This window comes from Alteromonas algae (assembly GCF_049117195.1).
Classification (GTDB): domain Bacteria; phylum Pseudomonadota; class Gammaproteobacteria; order Enterobacterales; family Alteromonadaceae; genus Alteromonas.
Window position 1 is genome coordinate 729,990 of sequence record NZ_CP185260.1, and the last position, 26,380, is coordinate 756,369.

The window sequence follows — 26,380 nt, forward strand, 5'->3', positions numbered from 1 at the left end:
GAGGCCGTCGTGCTCACTTTTTTAAGGTTGAACGTGCTCTACCTTTTTTTACGATGTAATAAAAAAGGGCGCTAATGCGCCCTTTTGCTGAGTATATTGTGAGTTGCTACACCTTAAATTGACGTATCGATTGCTGAAGTTCTTCAGCAAGGCGTGCCACTTCGTGACTTGACTCTGAAGTTTGCTGAGCACCCGCTGTTGTCTCTTCTGCAATGCCAACGATAGTCTCAAGCTTTTCACTGATTTCTTGAGAAACGGTGTTTTGTTCCCTAGCAGATTGTTCAATTTGAGAGCTTACGTCATGGGCTTTGTGTACAGCGTCTGAGATGATATCAAGTGCCTGTGTCGCTTTCTCTGTTTGCGTTACACACGCAACCGTTTGTTCTTTACCTTGATTCATTACCGCAACTGCACGTTCAGCGCCCGCTTGAAGTACTTCAATCATGGCGTTAATTTCTTGTGTAGACTGCTGGGTTCTACTCGCTAACGTTCTAACTTCATCAGCAACAACGGCAAAGCCTCGTCCTTGCTCACCTGCTCGTGCAGCCTCAATAGCAGCATTAAGGGCTAAAAGGTTCGTTTGGTCTGCTACCCCACGGATAACATCCAGGATACCGCCGATGCTCGCACTGTCTTGATGAAGTTTATTGATCACTTCAGCCGCATCTTCAACATCGCGGGCGAGGATCTCAATGGTGTTTTTGTTCTCAAGAGATATCTGGCGAACGTTTTCAGCTTCGACATCAGCATGCTTGATTTGGTTAAGGGTGTCTTCTGCGTTTTGCACCACAAGTTGTGACGTTGAGTGCATCTCGGTGGTTGCCGTTGCAACTTGTCCAATTTGTGATTTTTGATCTTGAATAGAGTGAGTCGTTTGCTCAGTCACCGCAGATGTTTGCTCTGAAGCAGCAGCTAGTTGCTCTGCGCGGACATTGATTGCCGTGATAAGCTCTTTCAGGTTGCCAATTAGCGTATTACAGTTTCTTGCAAGAAGGCCAAATTCATCCTTAGCGCTGTCATCTAAGCGATGCGTGAGGTCGCCTGATGAGGCAACAGTAAGTAATTCGTTTACGCGGTACAGTGGTCGTGTGATGGCTCTTACGGTAACAATACCGATAAGAAAAGCTGCCGCGATAGAGATTAGCGCAACAATTACAACGATAGTGTTACCCGTAGCAATGGTCGAATTAACCTGATCTTCAATTTCTGATGCTTTATTATCAGCAAGTTTTAGCAAACGTTCTAGTTCTACCACGCCTTTTGCGATGTTCGCGTCTGAGGCATTAAGTGCGCGCTCCGCGTCGTTTCGACGTTCTAGTCTATCTACGTGCAATTGAAGCACACCATCACGCGCTGTTATGGCACTAACGGCATCGCTCACAAGCTCGTTAATATCATCAAGTGTTCCTGAGTCGTCTTGACCGTCCGCAATATCATTCATTTCACCCAGCAACGACGTTACCTTGTCGACAACCAGCGTTACTTCGTTACCCAGTGTCTGTGAACGAACGAGTGTTTGGGTTTTTACATATTCTGTCGACACGGTCAAAAGCGATAGCAGCGCGGTCTCTAATTCCCCGCCTTTTTGAGACGCTCTTCTAAGGTTTGCGTTGCTTTGAACCGCGTCTAAGTCTGAAAAATCAAGTAGGTAGGTAGACGCATCATCCGCATTGTCTTCCGCGTCGCCAAGTTTGTTTTCGATGGCGTTGCGTAAATCCATGTATTCCTGATGGTTCGCATGCAGATCGTCAACATTTAACAGGTAGGCGTCAAAAGCACTGCGCACGCTGTTTAATGTACTGCGTAAGTCCGGTTGTTCGGATACCGCCGATGCGAGTTTCGTATACTCGGAGTCAAATGCGTCACGCGCTGCCTTAAACGAAGCTTTCTTTTCTTGAAGACCCGTTAAACTTTCTTCAATGTAGGCTTCGAATGTGAGTCGGCCCATATTAAGAAAGCTGGCTTTTAATGCATTGCTGCCTGCTACGGTAGGTAGCGCGACATCATTGACTTCCTCGGTTGCAGAGCCAATAGAATTCAAATTGTAGAGTGACACAATACTTATGATAATCAGTAGAACACTGATTGCGACAAATCCACCGATTATGCGCGTTGCTACAGTAATCTTCATCGGAACTCCTGGACTCAAATTATTTTTATTTTTGTGATAGTACCCTGCAAAACCCACGAAATACACCACTAATCGAAGGTTTTACAAATCATCTATACCGCTAGTGTACATGCGTATCGGCAAAGCTTGCCTGTAAGTTTATGTATCGGCAACATATTTGAAATATTTACCCCTGAATGACATAAAAGCAAGAACTAAAGGTACAACCAGTTATTTTTTCGCATTAACCTGGGTAATAGTCCCACTTTCAATATGCAACAGGCTCATGGTCTGCCCCCATACATAGCCCGTATCTAAACCAATAAACTGACTGTGCTCTGTGTCACCATTTAATGCAGCCCAGTGCCCAAAAATGACCTTCTGCTTTTTCTTAAGCTTGCTATTTGGCACATTGAACCAGGGAACTAATTCGCTAGGGGTAGCGGCGTTAGCAGGGTGAGATTTATTGGAAAATTCCAGTCTATTGTCTGGGTGCAAATAACGCATTCGTGTACAGGCGTTCACCGTAAAGCGCGTTTTTTCTTCGTCTGTTGACGCATCATTGAAATGGGTTGGCATATTGCCGTACATGGTTTTTAAAAAGCTGACATAGTCATCACTTCTGAGCCGTGAGGAAACGGAATCACTGGCAGCAATTACGTCTTTAAACGACCATTCAGGAAACAGTCCTGCATGTACCAATAGGTTATGTTTGTTGATGCGAAGTGCTAATGGAAACGTGCGCAACCAGTCAATGAGGTCGTTAAAGTCGGGCGCATCAATAAGCGGTTGCAGGTTATCCGATTTTTTAGCCTCGCGAATGCCACTAGCCACCGCCAGAAGGTGAAGATCGTGGTTTCCAAGAACGGTGTAAAAGCTGCTACCTAGCGACTTTAAATAGCGTAGGGTACTTAACGAGTCATCGCCTCGCGCCACCAAGTCACCGACTGCATACAAGGTATCAACGTCTGCATTAAAGTTGACCGTATCGAGCAGGTCTAATAGCCCTCGATGACATCCTTGAATATCTCCAACGACAAAGCTTCTCGTTTCTTGCATAGTACTCGTCTTTTAATGAAGAAGGTTAGGCTTGGCTAAGCGAAACGGGGAAATAGGCACGTGAAAGCGCTCTCCATTTTCGTTCTCCATTTCGTAGTGACCTTCCATACTGCCAACGGGGGTGTCTAACACAGCGCCGCTGGTGTACTCAAACTGTTCGTTCGGTTGCATGATGGGCTGCTTGCCAATCACGCCAGCGCCGCGAACCTCCGTTGACTTACCATTGGCGTCAGTGATTTTCCAATATCGATTGATAAGTTGAACAGTGTGCTCGCTCTTATTTTCAATAGTGATGTGATACGCAAACGCATACTGTGCTGAATCACTTGGAAGATGGTCAGGAAGGTGGCGGGTTTTCACCCGCACACAAATATCAGAAGTAGACATGGTTTAGCTATTTAACTCTTGCGCAGATTCTAGCGCCGATACGGCATTAGCAATAGTCGCAAAGTCTTGCAGTGAAAGTACTTCAGCGCGCGCTGTAGGGTTCAAGCCTATTTGGGTCAATTGCGCTTCTGTTAAGCAGTCTTTTAACGAGTTTCTAATGGTCTTTCTACGCTGATTGAATGCTTGGGCGCAAACACGTTCAAGCGTATTAACCGATGTTACCTCTACCGGAGGCACACTATGGGGTACCAATCTGACAACGGCTGAGTCTACTTTTGGAGGCGGCTTAAATGCGCCTGGTGGCACAGTGAGTACAGGAATTACTTGGCAATAATACTGTGCCATCACTGATAACCTGCCGTAGGTCTTCGACCCAGGCCCAGCAGCAAGGCGAGTTACCACCTCTTTTTGAAGCATAAAGTGCATGTCTTCAATGCTGTCGGCATGGTCAAAAAGGTGGAACATCAACGGCGTAGAGATGTTGTACGGTAAATTACCAAACACACGTAACTTTTGACCTTCAACCGGCATTGTTTTTAACAGAGCGGTGAAATCCAATGTCATGGCATCTTGTTCAATGACCGAAAGTTTCTCGCCATTGAAAGGGTGGTGACGAAGCCGCTTAGCGAGGTCTCTATCGAGTTCAATGACCGTTAGTGCGTTCACTTCTTCACAGACAGGATCGGTTAATGCACCAAGTCCTGGACCAATTTCTACAAGGTTCTGTTCGTTTTTGGGGTTAATTGCGTCGACAATTTTGCCAATGACATAATCGTCGTGCAGAAAGTTTTGCCCGAAACGTTTTCTGGCCGTATGGCCTAAATGTGTTTTACTCATTGTTGATGATATGCAAGCTCTATGGCTTTTTCCAAAGCCTTTCTGAAACTGCCGGGATCTGCGCTGCCAGTGCCAGCTAAATCTAGCGCGGTGCCATGATCGACGGAAGTTCTAATAAAGGGAAGCCCCAGTGTAATGTTTACTGATGCGCCAAATCCTTTGTATTTTAACACGGGTAATCCCTGGTCGTGGTACATTGCTAACACAACGTCTGCATCATCTAAATATTTTGGCTGGAATATAGTATCGGCAGGCAATGGCCCGACGATGTCTAGGCCTTCTGCACGTAGCTCTTCAAGTGCAGGTGTTATGGTATGAATTTCTTCAGTGCCAATATGGCCGTCTTCCCCTGCGTGAGGGTTCAACCCGCATACATAAATACGAGGTTGTTTAATACCGAATTTTAATGTTAAGTCGGTATTGATAATGTGAATGACTTTATTAAGCCTTTCTCGTGTAATTGCTTTTGCCACATACTCTAATGGAATATGCGTGGTGGCTAACGCAACGTTAAGCCCTTCGGTAGCAAGTAGCATAACCACGTCAATCGTGTTTGATTGATGAGCAAAAAACTCGGTATGCCCACTAAAAGAGACGCCGGCTTTGTTAATAATGCCTTTATGTACAGGCCCGGTAACTACCGCGTCAAAATCACCGTTAATATTAGCTTGGCATGCCTCTCTCAGTGTCTCTACAACGTAAAGGCCATTTTCACTGTCTAATTGTCCCGCTACGACGTCAGCATTGGCGTCGATTTGCTTAATATATAACGAACCAGCAGGCTGAATTGCACTGCTGGTGTCATCAAAAGGCAGTAACGACAGAGGAAGGCCAAGCGCATCTGCTCGGGCCATCATCATGTCTGCATCGGCAAACACCACTAACTGTGCCTGCCACGCTTCTTGGGCTAATTTAATGATTAAATCTGGCCCAATCCCGGCTGGCTCGCCTGGTGTTATCGCTATTTTTATCGGTCTGCTCATAATTACTGTCTAGTTAAGAATCGAGAACTTCAATGTATGCAGCGTCTCGCATTTCACGTAACCAGTTCTCGGTTTCTTCTGCAAACTTTCTGTTGTAGATAAGTTGATATGCTTTATCTTCTTTTTTACGCTCAGTCGCATCATCAACGCGTCTATCGATGAGTTGAAGCAAATGCCAACCATGCACAGAGCGCACTGGCTCGCTATACTCACCAGGGGCTAAGCGCGCGAGTGCTTCTTTAAACGCTGGAACATACGCATTAGGATCTGCCCAGCCTAACTCACCGCCTCGAAGTGCTGAGCCTGGGTCCTCAGAGTGCTCTTTGGCAAGCTCTGCAAAATCTGCATCACCGTTAAGCAAATCTTCTTTAAATTTAGCTAACATTGCTTTGGCTTTATCTTCGCTAAGAATAATCGATGGTTTAATAAGAATATGACGAGAGTCGACTTCCTCAACCGTCACTTTTTCTATGCCACGAGTATCAGCCACTTTCAGAATATGAAAACCTGCACCACTTCTTATTGGGCCAACAAGTTCATCTTTATCTTTACCTTGTATCGCTTCTGCGAACAGCGTAGGCATAGCATTAATGTTTAGCCAGCCCATGTCTCCGCCTTCAAGTGCTTCGCTACCTGACGACGAGGCAATCGCTATTTTGGTAAAGTCAGAGCCAGAGTTGAGCAATGAAATAACTTTATCTGCACGCTCACGGGCAGCGGCAATGTCTTCGTCAGTTGGCTCAGCCGGGAAACCGATAAGAATATGGCCTAAACGATATTCAGCTTGCGTGGCGCCTTGTTCTTCCATCAATTCTAACAATGTGGTTATTTCTTGTGGAGTAATGTAAACACGGCGACGAACGTTAGCCCTGCGTACTTCTCCCATGATGATTTCTTCGCGAATACTTTCTCGATAGTCATCATAAGCAATGCCTTCGGCAATTAGCTGCCCACGAAGTTGCTCAAGCGTGGCGTTTTGATTTGCCGCTATGTTGCCAATGGTTTGTTCTAACTGAGGGTCGCTAATGCGAATACCCATGCGCTCAGCCATTTGTAACTGAAGATTTTTCACAATCAAGCGTTCAATGGCCTGCGTGCGAAGTGCTCTGTCTGAAGGAAGCGACTGGTTATTGTCTCTCGCATTCTTCTTAACGTCTTTTATCAATGCTTCGATTTCACTTTCAAGCACGACACCCTGGTCAACGATCACCGCGACGCGGTCAAGCATTACTTCCTGAGCAACGCTACTGAAAGATAGTACTGCGCCTAACAACAAGGCTCGAATTATGAACTTCATACTTTCTCTTTTATTTTTGGTTAATGCGTTTAATCAAGCATTCACTTGAATCACTACCGGTTAATTTAAACTATATGGTTGGCGATAGCCAAACAAGCCGTCGCGTAACATGCTTCTTCGTGTACCTGAGGTACCAATCCCCTTGAAAATAAACTGCATAGATACACCTGAGTCAAAGTCATTGGTCGATTGCTCACCCAAGGCATTATAACGATTGTTTAATGTACGTTGTGCAACTAATCGTACCGCCCAACAGCATGACTCGTATTGTAAACCAGCATACGTTTCAATACTTCTTTGTCGTTCTAAATCACGATAAGTTCTTGCTACCCACTGCCAGTTCTCATTTATCGGCCAACTTGCGGACACACCCACCTGGTCGATGGTTTCACCGCTTAAATTTCTGACATAACGATGGCTAAATTGGATAAACCGATCACTGTCTTGGCGATACTCTAACCCCACACTACTAATATCGACTTTGTCGGTGTCGGTAGTGATTTGTACATCGGAGTGAAAGTACCAATTGTCATTGAAACGCCAGTCGAGTTCGGCAGCGAGTGCAGAACGATCGCCGTCTTTCGATGCGGCAATAACTTTATTATCTTCAAGGTAAAATATCTGACCTAAGCTTAGTACCAATTGTTCCCTATTATTCTCATTTAATAGTCGTGTGGTTACGCCCAGAGTAATTTGATTGTTGTCGTTTATCCTATCTAAGCCAGTAAACTCTTGTCCACGAAACAACCCTTCCACATCAGTGAGCAAAACGGTCGCGTCATAAAGGCCAATGGCCGTTTGGTCTTCAAATGATGTGTATAGATATTGTAGTTTGGGCTCTAGCGTCATTGATGTATCGTTGCTAAACCACGACGTGTCGCGTTCGAAATACAGTGCACCGAACAAGCGGCCTTGCCCGATGGTGCGTTCAACACTTTCTTCAAGGGCTGTGCCTTCAATATTATCTTGCTTATATAACGTCTGCATCAATGTGGTTTCAGCAATAAATTCACCCCAGGCTGAGCGAAGCGGCATCGAGAGGGTTGGAGCAATGTGAAAACGTGTTGCAGTAGGTAATGATTCTGATGTGTTATCAAAATACGCCAATTCTGAATCAAGGCTAAACTGAAAGTACTGTCCTAGTGGCTTGCGATAATTGACCTTTATCTCAGGAAGCGCGCGGTAGCTGTCAGCCGTATCGCCTATAATTTCGAAGTCTTTTACTTGCATATTTACTGACAACGCCTGCGAGTAATAGCGCAAGCTTACCGTTCTATATAAATGTGTGTCAGCACGACTGTAATAATCTGAACCTAAATCGACCAGGTAGTTATCGTCACTTAACCCGTTAAAGTCGACCCCTAACATCCAATTCTTATTTATCTGCCCTTGGTGCTCTAACCGATAAAAATAACGGTTCGGGCTGCCTGCTATATCTTTGTCACCTGGGAGATACTCTAGGTAAACCATACCTTGGCTTTTCTCGGTGAGATAACGGAACTCGGTGTTAAGTTGCATCCCACGTAACGACATAAAACGGGGTGAAATTGTCATGTCGTAGTTGGGGGAAATATTCCAGTAGAAAGGCTGTTCGTAATCTACGCCCGTTCGACTTGAACTGGTTAGTTGTGGAAACAACAATCCCGTTTGTCGTTCATTGCTGACAGGAAATGCAAAATAAGGAAGGTAAAAAACGGGCACATCAGCGATGTAGAATCGCGTATTTTTAGCTTTGCCCCAAGCAGTGCCTTGTTCTAGACTGATTTCACTTGCTCTTATCTTCCAATCTTCATCACCTTCGGGGCAAGTAGTAAAGCTGACGTCTTTTAAAACAATACCCGTTTCGGTATCAAGCAAAATATCTTTTGCAGCACCTTGACCCACAAAGCCAGTAAGCGTGTATTGTGTGTTTTCCATTTCTAAGCGCTCTTCGTCAGCGCGAAAAGAAACTGCATCACTTTCTACACTAAGTTGCGCATCACGATATTGCACCTCTCCCTTGGCAATCAAATTGCGACCGTTCTCACTCACTTGCGCTTGAGATGCGCTAATTACTGCGGTATCAGAAGTAATGTCGACGTTACCCGAAAACAGAGCCACCTTATTTTTGATAATTTCGGTTCTATTTGCCTCAACCTTTACATGGCCTGTTGGCATTAACTTTTCGCTATTAAAAGAAATAGGCTCAGCGTAACACAGCGCAGTGGGGGCTTGTGTTTGAGAAGTTGCTTGTTGCGCGTACGTACTCACTGACATTAGTGCCGCGGCGACAAGCATGACGCAGGTCTTTTTCATGCGATGGGGAGTGGCCTGTTCTATTTGGTGCTGCTCAAACGACATGGTAAGCAAAGGCTTCCTAGTACCGTTCAGCATATTATTATCAATTTGCTGATGTTAAACACCAGCACGTAACTATTTTGTGCAAGACGTCAATTCTAAGCACTTCTTATCTATTAACCAACCGTTGTTTAAAAAAAAGAAAGATATATTGCCAATTTCGTCGCAATTACGGCCTAATTAACTTGAATTTGCGGCTTATGCGCTTACTTATAATGAGTAATTCGTCATAATGGCGGGCAATATCATCGCTTATTTTATTGTAATCGCGCGTCGGTGCTTATAAAGGAGAGTCTACATGGCTATATGGGGGAAAGTACTGGGCGTAATTTTTGGCCTAATGTTTTTAAAAATACCCGGTGCAATTCTAGGGCTCATTGTTGGCCACTTTTTCGATAAAGCCTACAGCCAAGATTTTAATAGGTCAGGCGGTTTTGCGCGCTTTTTTTCTGACCCTCAAAGTATGAAACAGCAAGCGATATTTTTTCATAGCTTGTTTTCTGCGCTAGGCCACTTAGCTAAATCAGACGGGAAGGTTACACCTAAGGAAATTCAAATTGCGACGGCATTGATGGATGATATGCAGCTTACTGGTGATACCCGAAAAGAGGCGCAAAATGCCTTCAGAGAAGGTAAAGCAAGAGACTTTCCGCTTGTTGACACGCTAAACACATTCTATCAGGCATGCCATGGGCGACGCGATATACTACAAGTGTTTCTTGAGATTCTTATTCAGACAGCATTCGCTGATGGGGAAGTGTCTCAACAAGAATATCGCGTACTGGAAAAAGTGGCGATACCATTAGGGTTTAGACGCAAAGATGTAGACTACCTTATCGCCATGTATGAGGCTGAAATTCGATTTAGGCAGCGAGGTGGTCAAGCGGGAGCGGGCCAACGACGTGGCCAACAGGGCAACGCAAGCAGTGGGTATTCTGATCAGCAATCCTTGTCTGATGCTTACCAAATTCTAGGCGTTTCTCAAAATGATGATGAAAAGACGATTAAGCGTGCGTATCGAAAGCGAATGTCAGAGCATCACCCTGATAAACTAATATCTAAAGGGCTTCCTCAGCAGGCAATGGAAATAGCGAAGAAAAAGGCACAGGACATACAATCAGCCTACGAACTCGTAAAAGACAAACGCGGCTTCTAATCATGGCATCAACGCGAAAGCTAACGTACGTACCGGCAGTCACTCAAGCCTACATTGATGAGTTTATCGAGATGCTATGGTTGGAAAAGGGGCTTTCCGATCATACGCAACAAAGCTATCGAACTGACTTAACGAAACTTGCCGTTTATTGCAACAACGAGGGGATAAAAGATATTTCGGTGCTAACCAGTGAGCATATCCAGGGGTATCTCGCGCATAGACATCAAGAAGGCTTATCCACGCGAAGTACGCAGCGTGCGATGAGCGCGATGCGTGCCTTTTATATATTTTTAATTAGCAAGCAGGTTCGTGTAGACAGTCCGATTTCTGCTTTGTCTAACCCGAAAACAGCAAAGACATTGCCTACATCATTGTCTGAACGTGAAGTCGAAACGTTACTGGCCGCGCCGCTCACTGACGATCCCGTAGAATGCAGAGATAAGAGCATGTTAGAAGTTCTTTATGCTACTGGGCTGCGTGTAAGTGAACTTATTGGATTAACACTTGATCAAGTGAGTTTGCAGCAAGGCGTTGTGCGGGTGACTGGAAAGGGCAATAAAGAGAGGCTGGTTCCGTTAGGTGAAGAGGCTATTGAGTGGTTGCTCGTGTATATCAAAGATGCCCGCCCTATACTTGCCACTAAGCAAACTGATGTGGTGTTTTTAAGTAAGCGAGGCCAAAAAATGACACGTCAGACATTTTGGCATCGTATAAAATACTATGCAGTGAAAGCCGGCATAGAACAGCATCTGTCTCCTCATACTCTAAGGCATGCTTTTGCAACGCATTTATTAAACCATGGTGCAGACTTGCGCGTGGTGCAAATGCTATTAGGGCATAGCGACCTTTCAACGACACAAATTTATACCCATGTTGCAACAGAACGCTTGCAAACCCTTATTCATAGCCATCATCCTAGAGGGTAAGTGACGTATAAAGTGGGATGAAAACGTGTTTATGCCGACAAACCCTGTGATAGCATAACCGCAGTGGCGACGTGTAAGCGTATTTTATCGAAGTTCGGGAATTATTTGTTAGGCATGAAGGTCTTATCAATATTCCCTCTCGTATTTAAGGTTTTGTACATTGGCCTACACTGTGGTGCGATGTCATTTTCGGAGTTGTTAAGTGAAATCAGTATTTAAAATTTTTGCATTTGCACTGACTTTGGTTAGTGCAACGGGCAATGCAGCCGATGAAGCGGCAATTAAAAACAAACTGTCTAGCATGTTAGACCTAAATGTAGAGACAATGAGTGACTCGCCAATACCAGGATTAGTGCAGGTGTCGACCGAGCGTGGTCTGTTTTATGTCAGTGAAGACGCCAAATATTTGGTCCAAGCCCGTATTTTCAATATTGATGAGGGTATGCGTAACGAAACTGAACAAGCGCTATCTACCTTGCGCGTTGACAGTATGAAACCATTCGCATCATCTGCTATTTCGTTCAAGGCGGCTGATGAAAAGCATGTTATTAACGTGTTTACCGATATCACGTGTGGGTACTGCCGGAAGTTTCATAATGAAATCGACGAACTAAACCGTCTCGGTATTACGGTTAACTATCTCGCGTTTCCTCGCGCTGGGCTTAATAGCCCTACCTATGGTGATATGGTCGCCGTATGGTGCGCAGAAAATCCTCAGCAAGCGCTAACTGATGCTAAAGCTGGTGATAGCGTACCTTCATCTACGTGTAAAAATACCGTAGCAGAACAGTACCAATTGGGTCAAAAGTTAGGCGTTAATGGTACACCTAATATCATATTACCAGATGGTGAGCTTATTCCTGGTTACCAACCCGCTGCTGTTTTGTTACAGCGTCTAAATCAAGCTGGTTAACGGCCATGCTGCGCGCGAATTTAGCAAATGCGCGCAGCGCAATCCGCAAATGATGCTATAAATCCACTAATTTCTTGCCTTTCTCCCACTGATCTCGGTTATCATATCATAGATATGAATTGACGATATTTGGTATCAAATGATATTGCCTGTTGTTCGCCGTGAAGTTAACGGCCCCGCTTTAACATCCGACTTACACCCCGTAATAGACCGCATTTATCGAGGCAGAAACATAACCAGCGTCGATGAACTAGATATTGGCCTAAAAGGGTTGACGCATTTCAATGCACTAAAAGGTGCATTGCACGCCGCTGAGCTGCTTTCTACGCTTATTGAGGATAATAAAAAGCTTATCATTGTCGGCGATTTTGATGCCGACGGTGCGACGAGCATTGCGGTATGTATTCTTGCATTGCGTATGCTTGGATACTCAAATGTCGATTACCTTGTGCCGAACCGCTTTGATTTTGGCTATGGATTAAGTGTTCCTATCGTCGATATTGCAAAGCAGCAACACGCCGACCTAATAATGACGGTGGATAACGGTATCTCATGCATTGACGGTGTGGCACATGCTAAATCGTTGGGCATTCAGGTTATTGTCACCGATCACCACCTTCCAGGCGATGAAACCCCTAATGCTGATGCCATCGTTAACCCCAACCAACATGGCTGTACGTTTCCCTCAAAGAACCTGGCCGGGGTTGGCGTCGCGTTTTACATTATGCTTGCTTTAAAGTCTGTTCTTCAGCAAAAGGGCTACTTCACCAGCAAAGGTATTGCGCCTCCCAACCTAGCAAGCTTACTTGATATTGTAGCCGTGGGAACGGTGGCAGATGTGGTAGTGCTAGATAAAAATAATCGAATTTTGGTGCATCAGGGGCTTCAACGTATTCGTGCCGGTAAATGTAGGCCAGGTATCAAAGCATTGGTCGACGTTGCAAATAGAGAATGCGGACACTTAACGTCAACCGATTTAGGGTTCGTTGTGGGTCCACGTCTAAACGCTGCCGGCCGGTTAGATGATATGTCGCAAGGTATTGCCTGTTTGTTGGAAGATGAACCCATTCAAGCACGAATGATTGCCGCAGAGCTCGATGCGCTAAACCGTGAGCGCCGCGAAATAGAAACGGGCATGAAAGCGCAGGCCGAGCAAGTGCTAGAAAAGATGGCACTTGATGAGGGGGATGTTCCATCCGCGCTGGTGGTTTATCAAAAAGACTTTCATCAGGGCGTTATTGGCATCGTTGCTGGCCGACTCAAGGAAAAATACCTTAAACCTGTTATCGCATTTGCACATCAAGATGATGACGTTATTAAGGGGTCAGCACGTTCTATCCCTGGGGTACACATTCGTGATGTACTTGAAGAGGTCAATACGCGTTACCCTGATATTATTGACAAGTTTGGTGGTCACGCCATGGCGGCGGGATTGAGCCTTCCTGTAGAAAAGCTATCTGCTTTTGAAAGTGCGTTTATTGCGGTCGCACAAGCGCATCTGCAAAAGCTTGATGGCAATCATTCAATCTTATCTGACGGCGTTTTAACTGCAAAAGAGCTAACACTTGATTTTGCGCGTCTTCTTAAAATGGCTGGGCCGTTCGGGCAAGGCTTTGAGTCGCCATTGTTTGATGGTGAATTCGATGTGGTAAGCCAACGATTAGTGGGCGAGAAGCATTTAAAGTTAGTATTGCGTGCACCACAGGTTGGCGAAGTTGATGCCATCGCTTTTAATGTCGACTTAACACAGTGGCCTAACGCATCGCATCGGCGCGTTCAGTTAGCGTATCGGTTAGATGTTAATGTATTTAGAGGCAACGAAACGGTTCAGTTATTGGTTGAGCAAATAACGCCAACGTAAGCATAACCCTTTGTTAAAAACACATACTACAAACGCAGTGACGTAATGAAATCTGAAAGCGAGAAACTGGTTAAAAAGCACCGGCAGTTAACACAGTCTGATAATATGAAAGTGACGTCTCATGTACAGCGTGATGAAGGTGAGTGGGTGCGCAATACAATAATGATAGAAAGTGTTGATGTCCCTTTTATATATCGTCGCAAACAGCAATATCAAAGTTTAAAAGGGGCGCGCGTTAACATTACTTACTACCCCAACATAGAGAGTGTCGCTGGCATGGAGTTTGAAACCATGAAAGTGGTGCGTTTAAAACGCAGTTAATGTGATGATGATGCAATGAATGACGAGTGGTTGACTGCGTTTGTTTTACATCGCAGGCCGTACCGAGAAACAAGCTATATTGTTGACTTTTTCACACTAGAAGAAGGGCGGGTGAGTGCGGTCGCAAAAGGGGTGAAAAACAGTAAGTCGGATAAAAAAAGTCTACTACAGCCGTTTCAGGCATTACGTTTACAGTTGGCGGGTAAATCCGAACTTAAAAACTTACGTCATGTAGAAAATACTGCGGCCTCGCTTATTTTTCCGGGAAAGGCACTGTTTTGTGCGATGTACGTCAACGAGCTAGTGAATCGTATTATGCCCTCAGGCCTTTCTAGTGATGGGCTATTTCACGCCTACACCACTGCGTTAACGGCGTTATCTTCATCGTCTGACCTTGAATTAACGCTGCGCGAATTTGAGTTTTCCTTGCTTGAAGAGATGGGCCTTTTGCCCGACTTCACATTTGACTTGCAAAACGATGAGCCCATTGTTGAGACGACCACATATTACTTGCACCCCGAATTAGGGTTTTATGCGACACCTGATGGCAGGCAAGCTCGCGGGTTTCCGGGCGCTGCGTTGCTTGGCTTAGCAAGAGGGGAGTTTGACGATGTGGGAAAAAAAGTAGCGAAGGTACTGTGTCGCGACTTACTAAAACCATTGATTGGCGACAAGCCGTTAAAAAGCAGAGAGCTGTTTTCAGTAAGAAAGCGTTAGTTATTAGCACGTCGCTGGCTTGTTTTTACGTTACGCTATCATGCATGCGCATAATGAAATAATGCGCGTGGGTCGTTGTTTTTGTTACACTCGTTACCGCAAGATATGCTGGTCTCTACATCGCGCCATGAATTAGTTGAACAATGAAAACCGACTACCGCTAAAAAAGTCCGTGCGCCAGAATGAAACTTAAAGACGTAATATTTCGTAAAGGGGTTACGTGTATTGAAACACGGTTCACAAGAGAACAACGGTAATTCGATATTGCCCACGGTTGTAATAATCAAATATAGCGTTACCGCGAAGATTACAGCTCGCTCAGCATTTTTAAATTAAGTAATAACACAGGCACACATTCATGAATTCGATTCTTCTAGGTGTAAACATTGATCACATCGCTACACTTCGCAATGCGAGAGGGACGCACTATCCCGACCCCGTCCATGCGGCTGATGTTGCCGAACGTGCTGGCGCTGACGGCATTACCGTTCATTTGCGTGAAGACAGACGCCATATAAAAGATCGTGACGTAAGGTTATTAGCCCAAACCATTAACACCCGCCTTAATTTTGAAATGGCAGTGACTGAAGAAATGGTTACTATTGCAGAGGAAATTAACCCTGCGTTTTGCTGTCTTGTTCCCGAAAAAAGGGAAGAGCTTACCACCGAAGGTGGATTAGATGTGGCGGGAAATCTTGCACATGTTAAAGCGGCGTGTGAGCGTCTCGCTAACGCAAATATTCAAGTGTCATTATTTATTGATGCTGATAAATCTCAAATTGACGCCGCGGTTGAATGTGGTGCGCCTTACATTGAAATTCATACTGGCCAATATGCAGAAGCAACGACCGAAGCGGCGCAGCAAGAAGAGCTGGCGCGGTTAATTGAAGGTATTGAGTATGCCGACCGCCAAGGATTAAAAGTGAACGCTGGCCATGGCCTGCATTATCACAACGTTAAACCTATTGCTGCTATTCCTCAGCTCATCGAGTTAAACATTGGCCACGCTATTATTGCAAGAGCCGCCTTTGACGGGCTGCATACTGCCGTAGCTGATATGCGTAAATTAATGCTAGAAGCCCGAGCGGGTTTATAACGCAATCCCATTTGAAGAGGACAACGAGTGGCCATTGCAGGTTTAGGTACGGATATCATTGAAATTGCGCGTTTAGGAAAGGACGATACGGTAACGCGTCGACTTGCCCGTCGCATACTCACCGAAAGTGAATACGATACATATCAGAAAAGTAAAACAAAGCTGGCTTACCTTGCCAAGCGTTTTGCCGCAAAGGAAGCGACAGTGAAAGCGTTCGGCACGGGTATAGGTAACGGGGTAAGTTGGCAACACATTGAAGTGCGCAATAATGAGGTGGGAGCGCCGTTTCTCGTGTTATCAGGTGAACTGGCAGCATTGTGTGAGCAAAGAGGGATAAAGCAGACGTTTCTGAGTATTTCTGACGAACAATCTTATGCCGTGGCAACGGTCATTCTAGAATCCTAACGGTACCGGAGTCATTTTTTGGTTAATTTTTATAAGCCGGGTAAAACGAAAAGCGTTATCAGCAAACGTAAAAGCGGCAAGGTAAAGGCCAGGGTAAGCGCAAGCGCTGTTCCCGAGCAGGCATCACTGACTATCGATAGCCTGGATTGGATGGGTAATGGGGTGGTCCGTGGCGAAATAATGTATTTCGTAGAGGGCGCGCTACCGGGCGAGGCATGCGAAGTTAAGGTGGTTAGCAATAAAAAGCGGGTGGCGAATGCGACGACAACCAAGCTTAATAGTACGTCTGAACATCGGGTTGTCCCGTTTTGCTCGCTAGCCTCAACATGTGGTGGTTGTCAGTTACAGCATATCGACGCAAAGGCTGCTTTGTCACTTCGAGATGATGCACTAAAAGCAATGCTTACGCGCCAGCTTCACGTGTCTGAGGATGTATGGGTAGCACCCTTATCAGGAAGCACGCCAGCTTATCGACGAAAAGCGCGTTTAGCGATTGATGCCAGAAATATGGATAACGTTAAGCTTGGCTTTCGAGAACATGCGGGCAAAAATATCATCAATGTGCCTTCCTGCCCGGTGCTTGTGCCTGCGCTCAATGCCTTGCTTACTCCGCTACAGGCACTGTTTTCTGGCTATGAATGTGCCCGCGCTATAGGCCATGTAACCCTTGTTGCAGGCAATAATGTGGCGCAGGTTACCGTAAAGCATACAAGGCCGCTAACGCCCGAATTTGTGAGCGCCCTCAGTGACTTTGGTGACGCGAACGGTATTAATGTTTGTTTGGAAAATAAGCAAGGGCGATTGTCTTATGTACATCGTATTGCCGAGCTTAACGTGCATACACAAGATGGCCTGACATTATCACCTGCACCAAACGACTTTATTCAGGTGAATGAAAGTGTAAACCAGCAAATGATTACACAAGCGCTTGCGTGGCTTGCGCCTAAAAAAGGTGAGCGAGTAGCGGATTGGTTCAGCGGCTTGGGAAATTTTTCTTTGCCTATCGCGAAAACTGGGGCTGAGGTTCAGGCGGTAGAGGGCGTACCTGAAATGGTGCAACGTGCCCAGCAGAATGCGCATAAACAGGGCATTACTAATGTGCAGTGGTTACATCTCGATTTAGCGAACGAGAAAGACGTGCGCGGTGCACTGACGAAAGGGTTTGATAAAGTGTTGATAGACCCCTCAAGAGAGGGCGCGTTGACCGTTTGTCACGCACTTGCACAGGCAAAGCCTCAGTCAATAGTGTACGTTTCTTGCAACCCTAGCACGTTTATAAGAGATGCACGGGTGCTTCTTGAGCATAACTACGTGATCGATAAAGCGGGAGCCGTTGAAATGTTTCCGTTTACCCAGCACATGGAAATGATGGCGTTATTTACACGTAAAAAACAGTAACGAGTATTGAGTTATGGTGTCGACAAGAAAAGTACATGCCGCGGAGCGACCTCCCTTTGAAGTTTGGTTGGACAGCCTTACCTTGTCTGATGAAACGAAAGATAAATTAAGAAGTGTGTCCTCTGAACCTGAAAAGCTACTTGTTGGCCAAGAAATGGTGGAAATTCTCTGCCAACTTAATATGGACGACGTTACGCTTCAAGCGGCGCTGGTTTTTCCTCATTGCGAACAACACCAATTAGACGATGCGGCAATAACAGAAACCTTTGGCAATGAAATTTGTGAGCTGGTTATTGGTGTGCGTAGAATGGATGCAATTAAAGCATTGCACAGTAAAAAGGCAAGCGCGCACGGTTTATCTGAGAAATCTGACGAGCAGCATATTGATAGCATTCGCAGAATGCTTTTGGCCATGGTCGAAGATGTGCGTGCCGTGGTTATTAAGATGGCTGAGCGTATTTGCGCGCTTCAACAAGTCAAAAAAGCCGACGAAGAAACCCGTGTTATGGTGGCTAGAGAGTGTGCGAGCATTTACGCGCCACTCGCCAATAGACTGGGTATAGGCCAGCTTAAGTGGGAGCTTGAAGATCTCGCGTTTAGGTACCTTCACCCAGATACCTACATGCGTATAGCCAAGCAACTTGATGGCAAACGTCAAGAGCGGGCTGACTATATCGATGCCATAGTCGATGACTTACAGTCGGTAATGAACAACGATAGTATTCGAGCAGAGGTATACGGTAGGCCAAAGCATATTTTCAGTATCTGGAAAAAGATGCAGAAAAAACGCCTCACATTTGAACAGCTTTTCGATATCCGAGCGGTACGCATTATTGCTGAACGACTTCAGGATTGCTACGCAGCACTCGGTACGGTTCATGCAAATTATAAGCATCTCCCAAATGAGTTTGATGACTATATTGCAACGCCAAAAGCGAACGGTTACCAATCTATACATACAGTGATTGTTGGGCCTGAAGGCAAGCCGGTCGAAATACAAATAAGAACGCATAAAATGCATCAAGATGCCGAGCTAGGGGTTGCTGCGCACTGGAAGTACAAAGAGGGAAGTTCGGGTAAACAATCTGGTTTCGATGAACGAATAAACTGGCTACGTCGCATACTCGCGTGGCAAGAAGAAGTCTCTGAATCGGGTGACTTGGTTGAGGAGCTGCGAAGCCAAGTATTCGACGATCGCGTTTACGTATTTACGCCGAAGGGCGATGTTATTGACCTGCCTCAAGGGGCCACACCGCTTGATTTTGCTTATTATATTCACAGTAATGTTGGCCATCGGTGTATAGGTGCAAAGGTGAACGGGCGTATTGTACCGTTTACGTATTTACTGCAAAGCGGTGATCAAATTGAGGTGCTTACCGGAAAAGCCCTCAACCCAAGTCGAGACTGGATGCATCCTGGTTTAGGTTATGTGCACTCATCTCGAGCACGCGCAACCATCCACTCTTTCTTCAAAAAACAAGATAGAGACAAAAACCTCGCGGCCGGTAAAGAGTTATTAGAGCGAGAGTTACATCGCGCTCACCTTCCGGTAAAAGTGCCTTCAAGCGCGTGCGAGAAATTCAACCTTAATAATAACGATGACCTTTACACCGCTGTCGGTGCTGGCGATGTCAGAGTCATGCAGGTCATCAACTTTATTCATCATTTGCATGAGCCAGAGCAGCCTGAGCCTGAGATTAGCCCCAAAGTAAAAACACGCAAAACCGCCGGTGGTTCAGGGAAGAAAGATGCGGTTATTGTGCAAGGTGTTGGTCATTTAATGAGTCAGCTAGCAAATTGCTGTAAGCCGGTTCCAGGCGAACCGATAATGGGCTACATCACTCAAGGACGCGGTGTGAGTGTGCATAAGGAAGGGTGCGATCAGTTACAGCATTTGTTGTCTCAACATCCAGAACGCCAGATTGAAGTAAATTGGTCTGATGCATTAAAAGTCGGTTTTGAAACTGGTGTCGATATCTATTGTCACGATAGAACAGGGCTTTTGCGTGACATTACCACGGTACTTGCGAATGAAAATGTTCCGCTGCTTGGCGTGAACAGTTTAAGTGATAAAAACAGGCAAACCGCGCTTATCACCATTTCAATTGAAGTCTTAGATTTAGATAAACTGTCAAAAGTATTATCAAGGCTTCGACAACTTAAAGGGGTGACTGATGCAAGAAGAAAACAGTTCTAAATCAGCGGAACTCAGTCGTCTGTTAGACATTATGGCAAGATTGCGTGACCCGGACAGCGGTTGCCCTTGGGATGTAAAGCAAACAATGGAAAGCCTCACGCGCTATACGATAGAGGAAGCGTATGAAGTGGTCGATGCCATTGAGAATGGAAGCACCGATGACATAAAGGAAGAATTAGGCGACCTACTTTTTCATATCGTTTTTTATTCACATATTGGGCAAGAAGCCAATGAATTCACTTTCGGCGACGTTGCAAACGCGGTTAGCGATAAGCTAATCCGGCGTCATCCGCATGTGTTTGGTACAAAGAAAGTAGCATTGAGTGATGAAGCGCTTAATGCTCAGTGGGACTCGATTAAAGCGAGTGAGAAGATAAATAGCGCGCCACAGGGTGACGGCCCTAGCGTGTTAGATGGCGTACCCGCCGGTATGCCAGCGCTTATGTATGCGCAAAAATTACAAAAAGCATGCGCAAAAGTAGGGTTTGACTGGCCAGAGGTTGGCCCGGTGCTTGATAAAGTACGTGAAGAAGTGGAAGAAATTCAGCAAGAGCTTGATGCAGATGAGCGCCAGCAGCAGCTTATCGAAGCGGAGATTGGCGACGCACTCTTTGCAATGGTAAATGTAGCGCGCCATTGCAATGTTGATGCTGACACCGCGCTTCGGCGAGCAAGCACTAAATTCGCTACTCGTTTCAAAGGAGTCGAAGCTCGGGCTAAACAGCAAGCTGCTGATTTATCCTCGTTATCGTTAGAACAGATGGAAGCGCTTTGGCAACAAGTAAAGCAAAACGAACGATAACATCGATAAATCGCCTATTGGTTAACGATTTCGGCCTAACCGTTCATGACTAGAGACCCATTCGTCTGCAACAACAGCAGAGGCGAGTGATAAATCTCCACAAAGTACCGTCGCCGCAACAATTTCAGCGAATTTATTAACCTTACCTGTACCGTCGCATCCTAATACGCGTAAACACTCTGCTTGTGTGCCAAGCCCAGTGCCGCCTCCGTAGGTGGCGACAATAAGTGACGGGATCGTAACAGAAAAATAATAGTCACCGTTTGGCGTGATTTCGGCATAAGTAAACCCTGCTGAGGATTCTGCAACATTGGCGACATCTTGCCCGCAAGCGATAAATAATGCAGTAATACCATTGGCAAAATGTGCACCATTGCTCACACTCCCGGCCATCATTGCGCCCATATTAGAATATTGGCGTTGTTTAAAAAGTGCCTCGGGTGTGCAATGCATAACGTCGGTTACCAATTCCTTAGGAAGTGTAACTTCGGCGACGACTCGCTTACCTCGTGTATGCAATGTGTTTAAGTGTGAGTGCTTTTTATCAGTATCGAGGTTCGCGGAAAGTACAAAATGCTCGATGGGGGCGGGATAATTCGCAATGATCCATTCACATCCCGCCTTGGTTGCTTTGCTCACCATATTTTGTCCCGCAGCGTCACCACTGGTAAAATTGAATCGTAACCATCGTAGCTTCGATACCGCGTATTGTTCTATATCGCGCAGTTTACCAGTCTGTGTACTTGCTTCGCATGCCTGTTTGATTAACCCAAAGTTCGCTTTTACCCATTGGCCAAAGGCAAGTGCTTCACGGGCGTTTGAAAATGAAAACATGGGGGCGCGCTGCATTGCATCGTCGATAACGGTGGTTGTTACGCCGCCTGCCTCACGGGTGAGGCGCATTCCTCTACTATAGCTTGCTATAAGCGTGCCTTCAGTTGTGGCCATAGGAACGTAAAAATCGCCCTGTGCCTGCTCACCTTGCACTGTCATAGGGCCTGCAAAACCAATAGGAACTTGCGCTACGCCAGTAAAATTTTCTATGTTTCCGGCTACCGATTCTGGTGGTAGAGAAAAGTGGGAAAGGTGAGGAAGCGAGGTGTTCGTTTCCTTTTCTATGAACTGGCGTCTGGTGTTAACCATGTCCACTGAATAATCGTTGGATGCCGAACGGGGTATCTTCTTCATATTTTTCTCCTACCGTTCTCATCATAGTAGGTTTGAAAGACCACGATTGGAAATATATTGGCGTGATGTAATGATATTAGTCAAAGTCATAGAAAATAATGCGCAACGCTTTTTGTTTTTCAGCGCGTTTACGATAGTGCGATTACCGTACCACACGTAATAATTACTAGCATCATAGGCGATGGATGAAATTCGTACGCTTTTTTTTGCAATTAGGGGTTCGCATTTTGCTCAAAACCTGTATAATTCGCGCCCTGCCCAGTTACGCCCACCTTTGGGAAGGTGGAAGAATCGGCCGGCTCGAAGGGGTCTTTGTGTTGATTTTATGGTGATTTCTGGTGTTCAGAAATCAGTAACGACGATATTATTCGGGTGATATTTAAATGAAAACTTTTGTTGCTAAGCCAGAAACGGTAGAACGTGACTGGTACGTGGTAGACGCCACAGACAAAACACTAGGCCGTTTGGCTTCTGAAATTGCATTGCGCCTTCGTGGTAAGCACAAGCCAGAGTACACACCTCACGTGGACACTGGTGACTACATCGTAGTTATCAATGCAGAAAAAATTACGGTTACTGGCCGTAAAGCGCAAGGTAAGATGTACTATGCGCACAGTGGCTATCCAGGTGGTCTTAAAACGACAAACTTTGAAAAATTAATTGTTCACAAGCCAGAAATGGTTCTTGAAAAAGCAGTTAAAGGAATGCTGCCTAAGGGTCCTCTTGGACGCGCAATGTTCCGTAAAATGAAAGTTTATGCAGGTGCAGAGCACAAGCATACCGCACAGCAACCACAAGTCTTGGACATCTAAGGAGCAACTGACATGGCAGATACTCAATACTACGGCACTGGCCGCCGCAAAAGTTCTACTGCTCGTGTGTTCCTGCGTCCAGGCACAGGTAGCATTAAAGTAAACCAACGTGCTCTTGACGAGTACTTTGGTCGTGAAACAGAGTGCATGGTTGTTCGTCAGCCACTTGAACTTGTAGAAATGTTAGAAAAGTTTGACCTATACATCACTGTTAAAGGTGGTGGTTCTAACGGTCAAGCTGGTGCAATTCGTCACGGCATCACTCGTGCTCTTATGGAGTACGATGAAGCGCTACGTCCTGCACTACGTAAAGCTGGCTTCGTTACTCGTGACGCTCGTCAAGTTGAACGTAAGAAAGTGGGTCTACACAAAGCGCGTAAGCGTCCACAGTTCTCAAAGCGTTAATTTTACGTTTTATCCAAAAACCCGGTTTTTACCGGGTTTTTTTTTGCCTTTGTTTTATGTACTTAAACCAGTTTGTCATCGCTAACTTACCAAAAACGTTAGTAAAATAACGACGTAGTGAAAGTAACAAAGGTTTAATTTCGTCGTGAGTAACGTGCATAATTCACCCAAATCCTTGATTTTAGACGCTTCCCTCACTATTCCTTATACAACGACTACAATTAAATTATTGCCTAAATACCAGTAAAACCTTGTGTTTATAAGGGCTTTTCTTTTATCATTTGCGGTCGAAAAAATTGAAAAACTTTTATGAATTCCTGTAACCGTGTAAAAACGCGCTCGGGACTCTTCATGACAAGCCATTTGGTGCGACGATTCAAACGAAATAAGACCAGTATAAGTTTGAGTTGCCCACCATGATTATCCGAACCTGGAGAAATGTGGATGAGCAATGTATCTGTAGATGCAACAGAATCTGCACACAACGATAACCAGCCTGAAAACAACACGAGACGTCGGTTTTTGACCGTAGCCACCTCGGTAGTTGGTGGTGTAGGTGTTGTTGGCGCGGCAGTCCCTTTTATTGCGTCCTGGAATCCAAGCGCCAAGGCGAAAGCTGCGGGTGCTGATATCGAAGTTGATATCAGCGGGATTGAACCTGGACAGCTAGTGCGTGTTATGTGGCGAAGCAAGCCTGTATGGATTGTACGTCGCACACCTGAAATTCTAGAGGAATTGGGTGGGCACGAAGATCAGCTTAAAGATCCAAATTCTGAAGCAGAGCAACAACCAACGTTTGCACAGAATCGTTTCCGCTCTATGAAAGAAGAATACCTAATCTTAGTAGGTATCTGTACGCACCTAGGGTGTTCTCCACAGCATCTTAAAGATGGCGCGTTTGAAGAGTACGTTGAAGGCGTTCCTGATGGGTTCTTCTGTCCGTGTCATGGTTCGAAGTTTGATATGGCTGGTCGTGTTTTCGAAAACGTTCCAGCGCCATTAAACCTCGTTGTACCGCCTTATCAGTTTGTTGATGACACTACGATTATCATCGGCTCAGAAGCGGAGGTAGCGTAACATGAATGGGTTTTTAGGTTGGATTGAAGAACGTATTCCATTGATGCGCGTTGCAAACATGCACGCCATTCAATATCCAGCGCCACGAAACATGAACTTCTGGTATGTGTTCGGTTTCTTGGCAACTATCGTTTTAGTTAACCAAATTGTTACTGGTATTTGGCTAACAATGAATTTTGTACCCACCTCTGAAGGTGCATTCGCGTCTGTTGAATACATCATGCGTGAAATCGACTACGGTTGGGTAATACGTTATATGCACAGTACTGGCGCTTCAGCGTTCTTTATTGTGGTTTACATGCACATGTTCCGCGGCATGATTTACGGTTCTTACCAAAAGCCTCGCGAGCTATTGTGGGTGTTTGGTATGTTTATCTACCTAGCGCTTATGGCTGAAGCCTTTATGGGATATGTACTTCCGTGGGGACAAATGTCTTATTGGGGTGCACAGGTAATCGTATCGTTATTTAGTGCTATTCCGGTTATCGGGCCTGACCTGGTTATCTGGATTCAAGGTGACTATGTTATCTCTGGCGCAACGTTAAGCCGTTTCTTTGCGTTACACGTTATTGCACTACCACTTGTCATTGTTATTCTTGTGTTCTTACACATCATCGCATTGCATGAAGTGGGGTCTAATAACCCAGATGGTGTTGCGATTAAGCACAAGAAAGGTTCACTACCTGAGTCTGAAAAGACGAAGTACGAGATCCATGAATACTATACAAGCAAGTACGACATTGCTGACGACGTACTGCCATTCTTCCCACACATTGTGTTAAAAGACTTGGTTGCGTTCTGTATTTTCCTTGCAGCATTCACGTATATCATGTTCTTCGCACCAGAAATGGGCGGTAAATTCCTAGAGCATCCTAACTTTGAAATTGCGAACCCGCTGAAAACGCCTGAGCATATTTTTCCAGTTTGGTACTTCACGCCTTTCTATGCCATTTTGAAAGCTGTACCTGATAAATTGTTCGGTGTATTGGCCATGTTTGGTGCTATCGCTGCCTTGTTCGCGCTTCCTTGGGTTGATAGAGGTCGTGTTAAGTCATGGCGTTATCGCTGTGGTCTTCACAAAGTAAACCTAATTGTATTCGCAATTGTGTTTATCTTCTTAGGCTACCTAGGCGGCACACCACAAGAGAACTGGAAAATCATTGCATCGCAGGTTGCGACGGTAATGTACTTTGGCTTCTTTGTTGCGTTGTTCTTGTACAGCAAAAACGAAAATACTAAACCTGTACCAGAGAGGATCCCTAAATGAAAAAATTGATGTGCTTTTTAGCATTCTTCCTACCTGGCGTTGCATTAGCAGCGGGTGGAAACGTGCACTTAGACAAGGCACCTATCGACCTATCAGATAAGGCGTCTTTACAACGCGGTGCGCAATTGTTTATGAACTATTGCCTTGGCTGTCACTCAATGAAGTATCAGCGTTACCAGCGTTCATTCCAAGACTTAGGTATTCCTGATGAACTTGGACAAGAGTATTTGCAGTTCACCGGTGAGAAGGTCACTGACTATATCACGCGTGCGATGCCTGAAGAGGCTGCTGCAGGTTGGTTTGGTGCTGCGCCACCAGACCTTACGCTAGTAGCGCGTGTTCGTGGTGAAGACTGGATTTATACGTACCTACGCTCTTTTTACGCTGACGAAAGTCGCCCATTTGGTGTTAACAACACGGTATTCCCTGAAGTGGGTATGCCTCATGTTCTTCAGCCGCTACAGGGTACCCCTACCCGTACATACGAAGAGCAAATGGTTGATGGCGAAATGGTTAAGCGCTATGTAGGGTTAAAATCAGATGGCAAAGGTTCAATGTCGCCTGATGAGTATGACCAAGCGGTTGCTGATATCGTTAACTTCCTTGAGTATAGCGGTGAGCCATCGAAGCTTGAATCGCATAAGATTGGTAAGTGGGTATTAATCTTCATTGCAGTACTATTTGTATTTGTGTACTTATTGAAGAAAGAATACTGGCGAGAAGTGCACTAATCGCACAGATTTATGTATAATGTCAAAGGGGGCGTCTCGCCCCCTTTTTTGATATTTGAAATTTGCCCAAGAATAGGGCATTAACTTGTTTCTCGACG

24 protein-coding genes are annotated in these 26,380 nt (G+C 45.4%); 16 read left to right on the forward strand and 8 right to left on the reverse strand.

Features of this window, described 5'->3' with window-relative positions; genetic code table 11:
• Positions 1 to 106: 106 nt before the first annotated feature.
• From ACOJRU_RS03245 to ACOJRU_RS03275, 7 genes are all read right to left on the reverse strand, one after another.
• Positions 107 to 2,131 (reverse strand): methyl-accepting chemotaxis protein, encoded by a 2,025-nt coding sequence (locus ACOJRU_RS03245; protein ID WP_421133621.1) that lies wholly within the window; start codon positions 2,129 to 2,131, stop codon positions 107 to 109.
• Between the two features lie 210 nt (positions 2,132 to 2,341).
• Entirely contained in the window at positions 2,342 to 3,169 is an 828-nt protein-coding gene (locus tag ACOJRU_RS03250; protein WP_421133622.1) for a symmetrical bis(5'-nucleosyl)-tetraphosphatase, read from the reverse strand.
• A gap of 12 nt (positions 3,170 to 3,181) precedes the next feature.
• Positions 3,182 to 3,556, reverse strand: coding sequence for a Co2+/Mg2+ efflux protein ApaG (gene apaG, locus ACOJRU_RS03255; RefSeq protein ID WP_421133623.1), 375 nt, complete (start codon positions 3,554 to 3,556; stop codon positions 3,182 to 3,184).
• Between the two features lie 3 nt (positions 3,557 to 3,559).
• Positions 3,560 to 4,393, reverse strand: a complete 834-nt coding sequence (rsmA, locus tag ACOJRU_RS03260; protein WP_421133624.1) for a 16S rRNA (adenine(1518)-N(6)/adenine(1519)-N(6))-dimethyltransferase RsmA — start codon at positions 4,391 to 4,393, stop codon at positions 3,560 to 3,562.
• A complete protein-coding gene (gene pdxA, locus ACOJRU_RS03265) occupies positions 4,390 to 5,376 on the reverse strand; it encodes a 4-hydroxythreonine-4-phosphate dehydrogenase PdxA (protein ID WP_421133625.1) in 987 nt (328 codons plus the stop codon). Before pdxA ends, rsmA begins: the two co-directional genes overlap by 4 nt.
• A 13-nt stretch (positions 5,377 to 5,389) precedes the next feature.
• On the reverse strand, positions 5,390 to 6,673 hold the full coding sequence (gene surA, locus ACOJRU_RS03270) for a peptidylprolyl isomerase SurA (protein ID WP_421133626.1): 1,284 nt from the start codon (positions 6,671 to 6,673) through the stop codon (positions 5,390 to 5,392).
• A 60-nt stretch (positions 6,674 to 6,733) separates the two neighbouring features.
• Positions 6,734 to 8,929 (reverse strand): LPS-assembly protein LptD, encoded by a 2,196-nt coding sequence (locus tag ACOJRU_RS03275; protein ID WP_421134705.1) that lies wholly within the window; start codon positions 8,927 to 8,929, stop codon positions 6,734 to 6,736.
• Positions 8,930 to 9,308: 379 nt separating this feature from the next.
• Here ACOJRU_RS03275 and djlA point away from each other — a divergent pair, with 379 nt between their 5' ends.
• The 11 genes from djlA (at position 9,309) to mazG (ending at position 20,802) form a co-directional block, all read left to right on the forward strand.
• The gene (gene djlA / locus ACOJRU_RS03280; RefSeq protein WP_421133627.1) at positions 9,309 to 10,166 is read left to right on the forward strand and encodes a co-chaperone DjlA; all 858 of its coding nucleotides are present in this window, start codon (positions 9,309 to 9,311) and stop codon (positions 10,164 to 10,166) included.
• 2 nt (positions 10,167 to 10,168) lie between these two features.
• Positions 10,169 to 11,092 carry a site-specific tyrosine recombinase XerD gene (gene xerD / locus ACOJRU_RS03285; RefSeq protein ID WP_421133628.1) on the forward strand — a complete coding sequence of 308 codons (924 nt, stop codon included), beginning with the start codon at positions 10,169 to 10,171 and terminating at the stop codon, positions 11,090 to 11,092.
• Positions 11,093 to 11,294: 202 nt separating this feature from the next.
• Complete coding sequence (gene dsbC, locus ACOJRU_RS03290; protein ID WP_421133629.1) at positions 11,295 to 12,005, forward strand: bifunctional protein-disulfide isomerase/oxidoreductase DsbC; 711 nt, start codon at positions 11,295 to 11,297, stop codon at positions 12,003 to 12,005.
• A gap of 139 nt (positions 12,006 to 12,144) precedes the next feature.
• Positions 12,145 to 13,866: a single-stranded-DNA-specific exonuclease RecJ gene (gene recJ / locus ACOJRU_RS03295; RefSeq protein ID WP_421133630.1), complete on the forward strand. Its 1,722-nt coding sequence runs from the start codon at positions 12,145 to 12,147 to the stop codon at positions 13,864 to 13,866.
• A 45-nt stretch (positions 13,867 to 13,911) separates the two neighbouring features.
• Entirely contained in the window at positions 13,912 to 14,187 is a 276-nt protein-coding gene (locus ACOJRU_RS03300) for a hypothetical protein (RefSeq protein ID WP_421133631.1), read from the forward strand.
• A 15-nt stretch (positions 14,188 to 14,202) separates the two neighbouring features.
• A complete protein-coding gene (gene recO / locus ACOJRU_RS03305) occupies positions 14,203 to 14,904 on the forward strand; it encodes a DNA repair protein RecO (protein ID WP_421133632.1) in 702 nt (233 codons plus the stop codon).
• 358 nt (positions 14,905 to 15,262) lie between these two features.
• Positions 15,263 to 16,000 carry a pyridoxine 5'-phosphate synthase gene (pdxJ, locus tag ACOJRU_RS03310; RefSeq protein ID WP_421133633.1) on the forward strand — a complete coding sequence of 246 codons (738 nt, stop codon included), beginning with the start codon at positions 15,263 to 15,265 and terminating at the stop codon, positions 15,998 to 16,000.
• A 27-nt stretch (positions 16,001 to 16,027) separates the two neighbouring features.
• Positions 16,028 to 16,405 (forward strand): holo-ACP synthase, encoded by a 378-nt coding sequence (gene acpS, locus ACOJRU_RS03315; RefSeq protein WP_421133634.1) that lies wholly within the window; start codon positions 16,028 to 16,030, stop codon positions 16,403 to 16,405.
• Between the two features lie 18 nt (positions 16,406 to 16,423).
• On the forward strand, positions 16,424 to 17,803 hold the full coding sequence (gene rlmD, locus ACOJRU_RS03320; protein ID WP_421133635.1) for a 23S rRNA (uracil(1939)-C(5))-methyltransferase RlmD: 1,380 nt from the start codon (positions 16,424 to 16,426) through the stop codon (positions 17,801 to 17,803).
• Positions 17,804 to 17,816: 13 nt separating this feature from the next.
• Positions 17,817 to 20,000, forward strand: a complete 2,184-nt coding sequence (relA, locus tag ACOJRU_RS03325; RefSeq protein ID WP_421133636.1) for a GTP diphosphokinase — start codon at positions 17,817 to 17,819, stop codon at positions 19,998 to 20,000.
• The gene (mazG, locus tag ACOJRU_RS03330; protein WP_421133637.1) at positions 19,978 to 20,802 is read left to right on the forward strand and encodes a nucleoside triphosphate pyrophosphohydrolase; all 825 of its coding nucleotides are present in this window, start codon (positions 19,978 to 19,980) and stop codon (positions 20,800 to 20,802) included. The genes relA and mazG overlap by 23 nt, the downstream gene beginning before the upstream one ends.
• A gap of 21 nt (positions 20,803 to 20,823) precedes the next feature.
• Here mazG and ACOJRU_RS03335 read toward each other — a convergent pair whose 3' ends face one another.
• On the reverse strand, positions 20,824 to 21,990 hold the full coding sequence (locus tag ACOJRU_RS03335; protein ID WP_421133638.1) for a hydroxymethylglutaryl-CoA reductase: 1,167 nt from the start codon (positions 21,988 to 21,990) through the stop codon (positions 20,824 to 20,826).
• Positions 21,991 to 22,373: 383 nt separating this feature from the next.
• Between ACOJRU_RS03335 and rplM the strand changes: the two genes are divergently transcribed.
• From rplM to ACOJRU_RS03360, 5 genes are all read left to right on the forward strand, one after another.
• Positions 22,374 to 22,802, forward strand: a complete 429-nt coding sequence (gene rplM / locus ACOJRU_RS03340; RefSeq protein WP_421133639.1) for a 50S ribosomal protein L13 — start codon at positions 22,374 to 22,376, stop codon at positions 22,800 to 22,802.
• A gap of 12 nt (positions 22,803 to 22,814) precedes the next feature.
• Entirely contained in the window at positions 22,815 to 23,207 is a 393-nt protein-coding gene (gene rpsI / locus ACOJRU_RS03345) for a 30S ribosomal protein S9 (RefSeq protein ID WP_421133640.1), read from the forward strand.
• A 444-nt stretch (positions 23,208 to 23,651) separates the two neighbouring features.
• Positions 23,652 to 24,284, forward strand: a complete 633-nt coding sequence (petA, locus tag ACOJRU_RS03350; protein WP_421133641.1) for a ubiquinol-cytochrome c reductase iron-sulfur subunit — start codon at positions 23,652 to 23,654, stop codon at positions 24,282 to 24,284.
• Position 24,285: 1 nt separating this feature from the next.
• Entirely contained in the window at positions 24,286 to 25,551 is a 1,266-nt protein-coding gene (locus tag ACOJRU_RS03355; protein WP_421133642.1) for a cytochrome b, read from the forward strand.
• On the forward strand, positions 25,548 to 26,282 hold the full coding sequence (locus ACOJRU_RS03360) for a cytochrome c1 (protein ID WP_421133643.1): 735 nt from the start codon (positions 25,548 to 25,550) through the stop codon (positions 26,280 to 26,282). Before ACOJRU_RS03355 ends, ACOJRU_RS03360 begins: the two co-directional genes overlap by 4 nt.
• Positions 26,283 to 26,380: the final 98 nt, after the last annotated feature.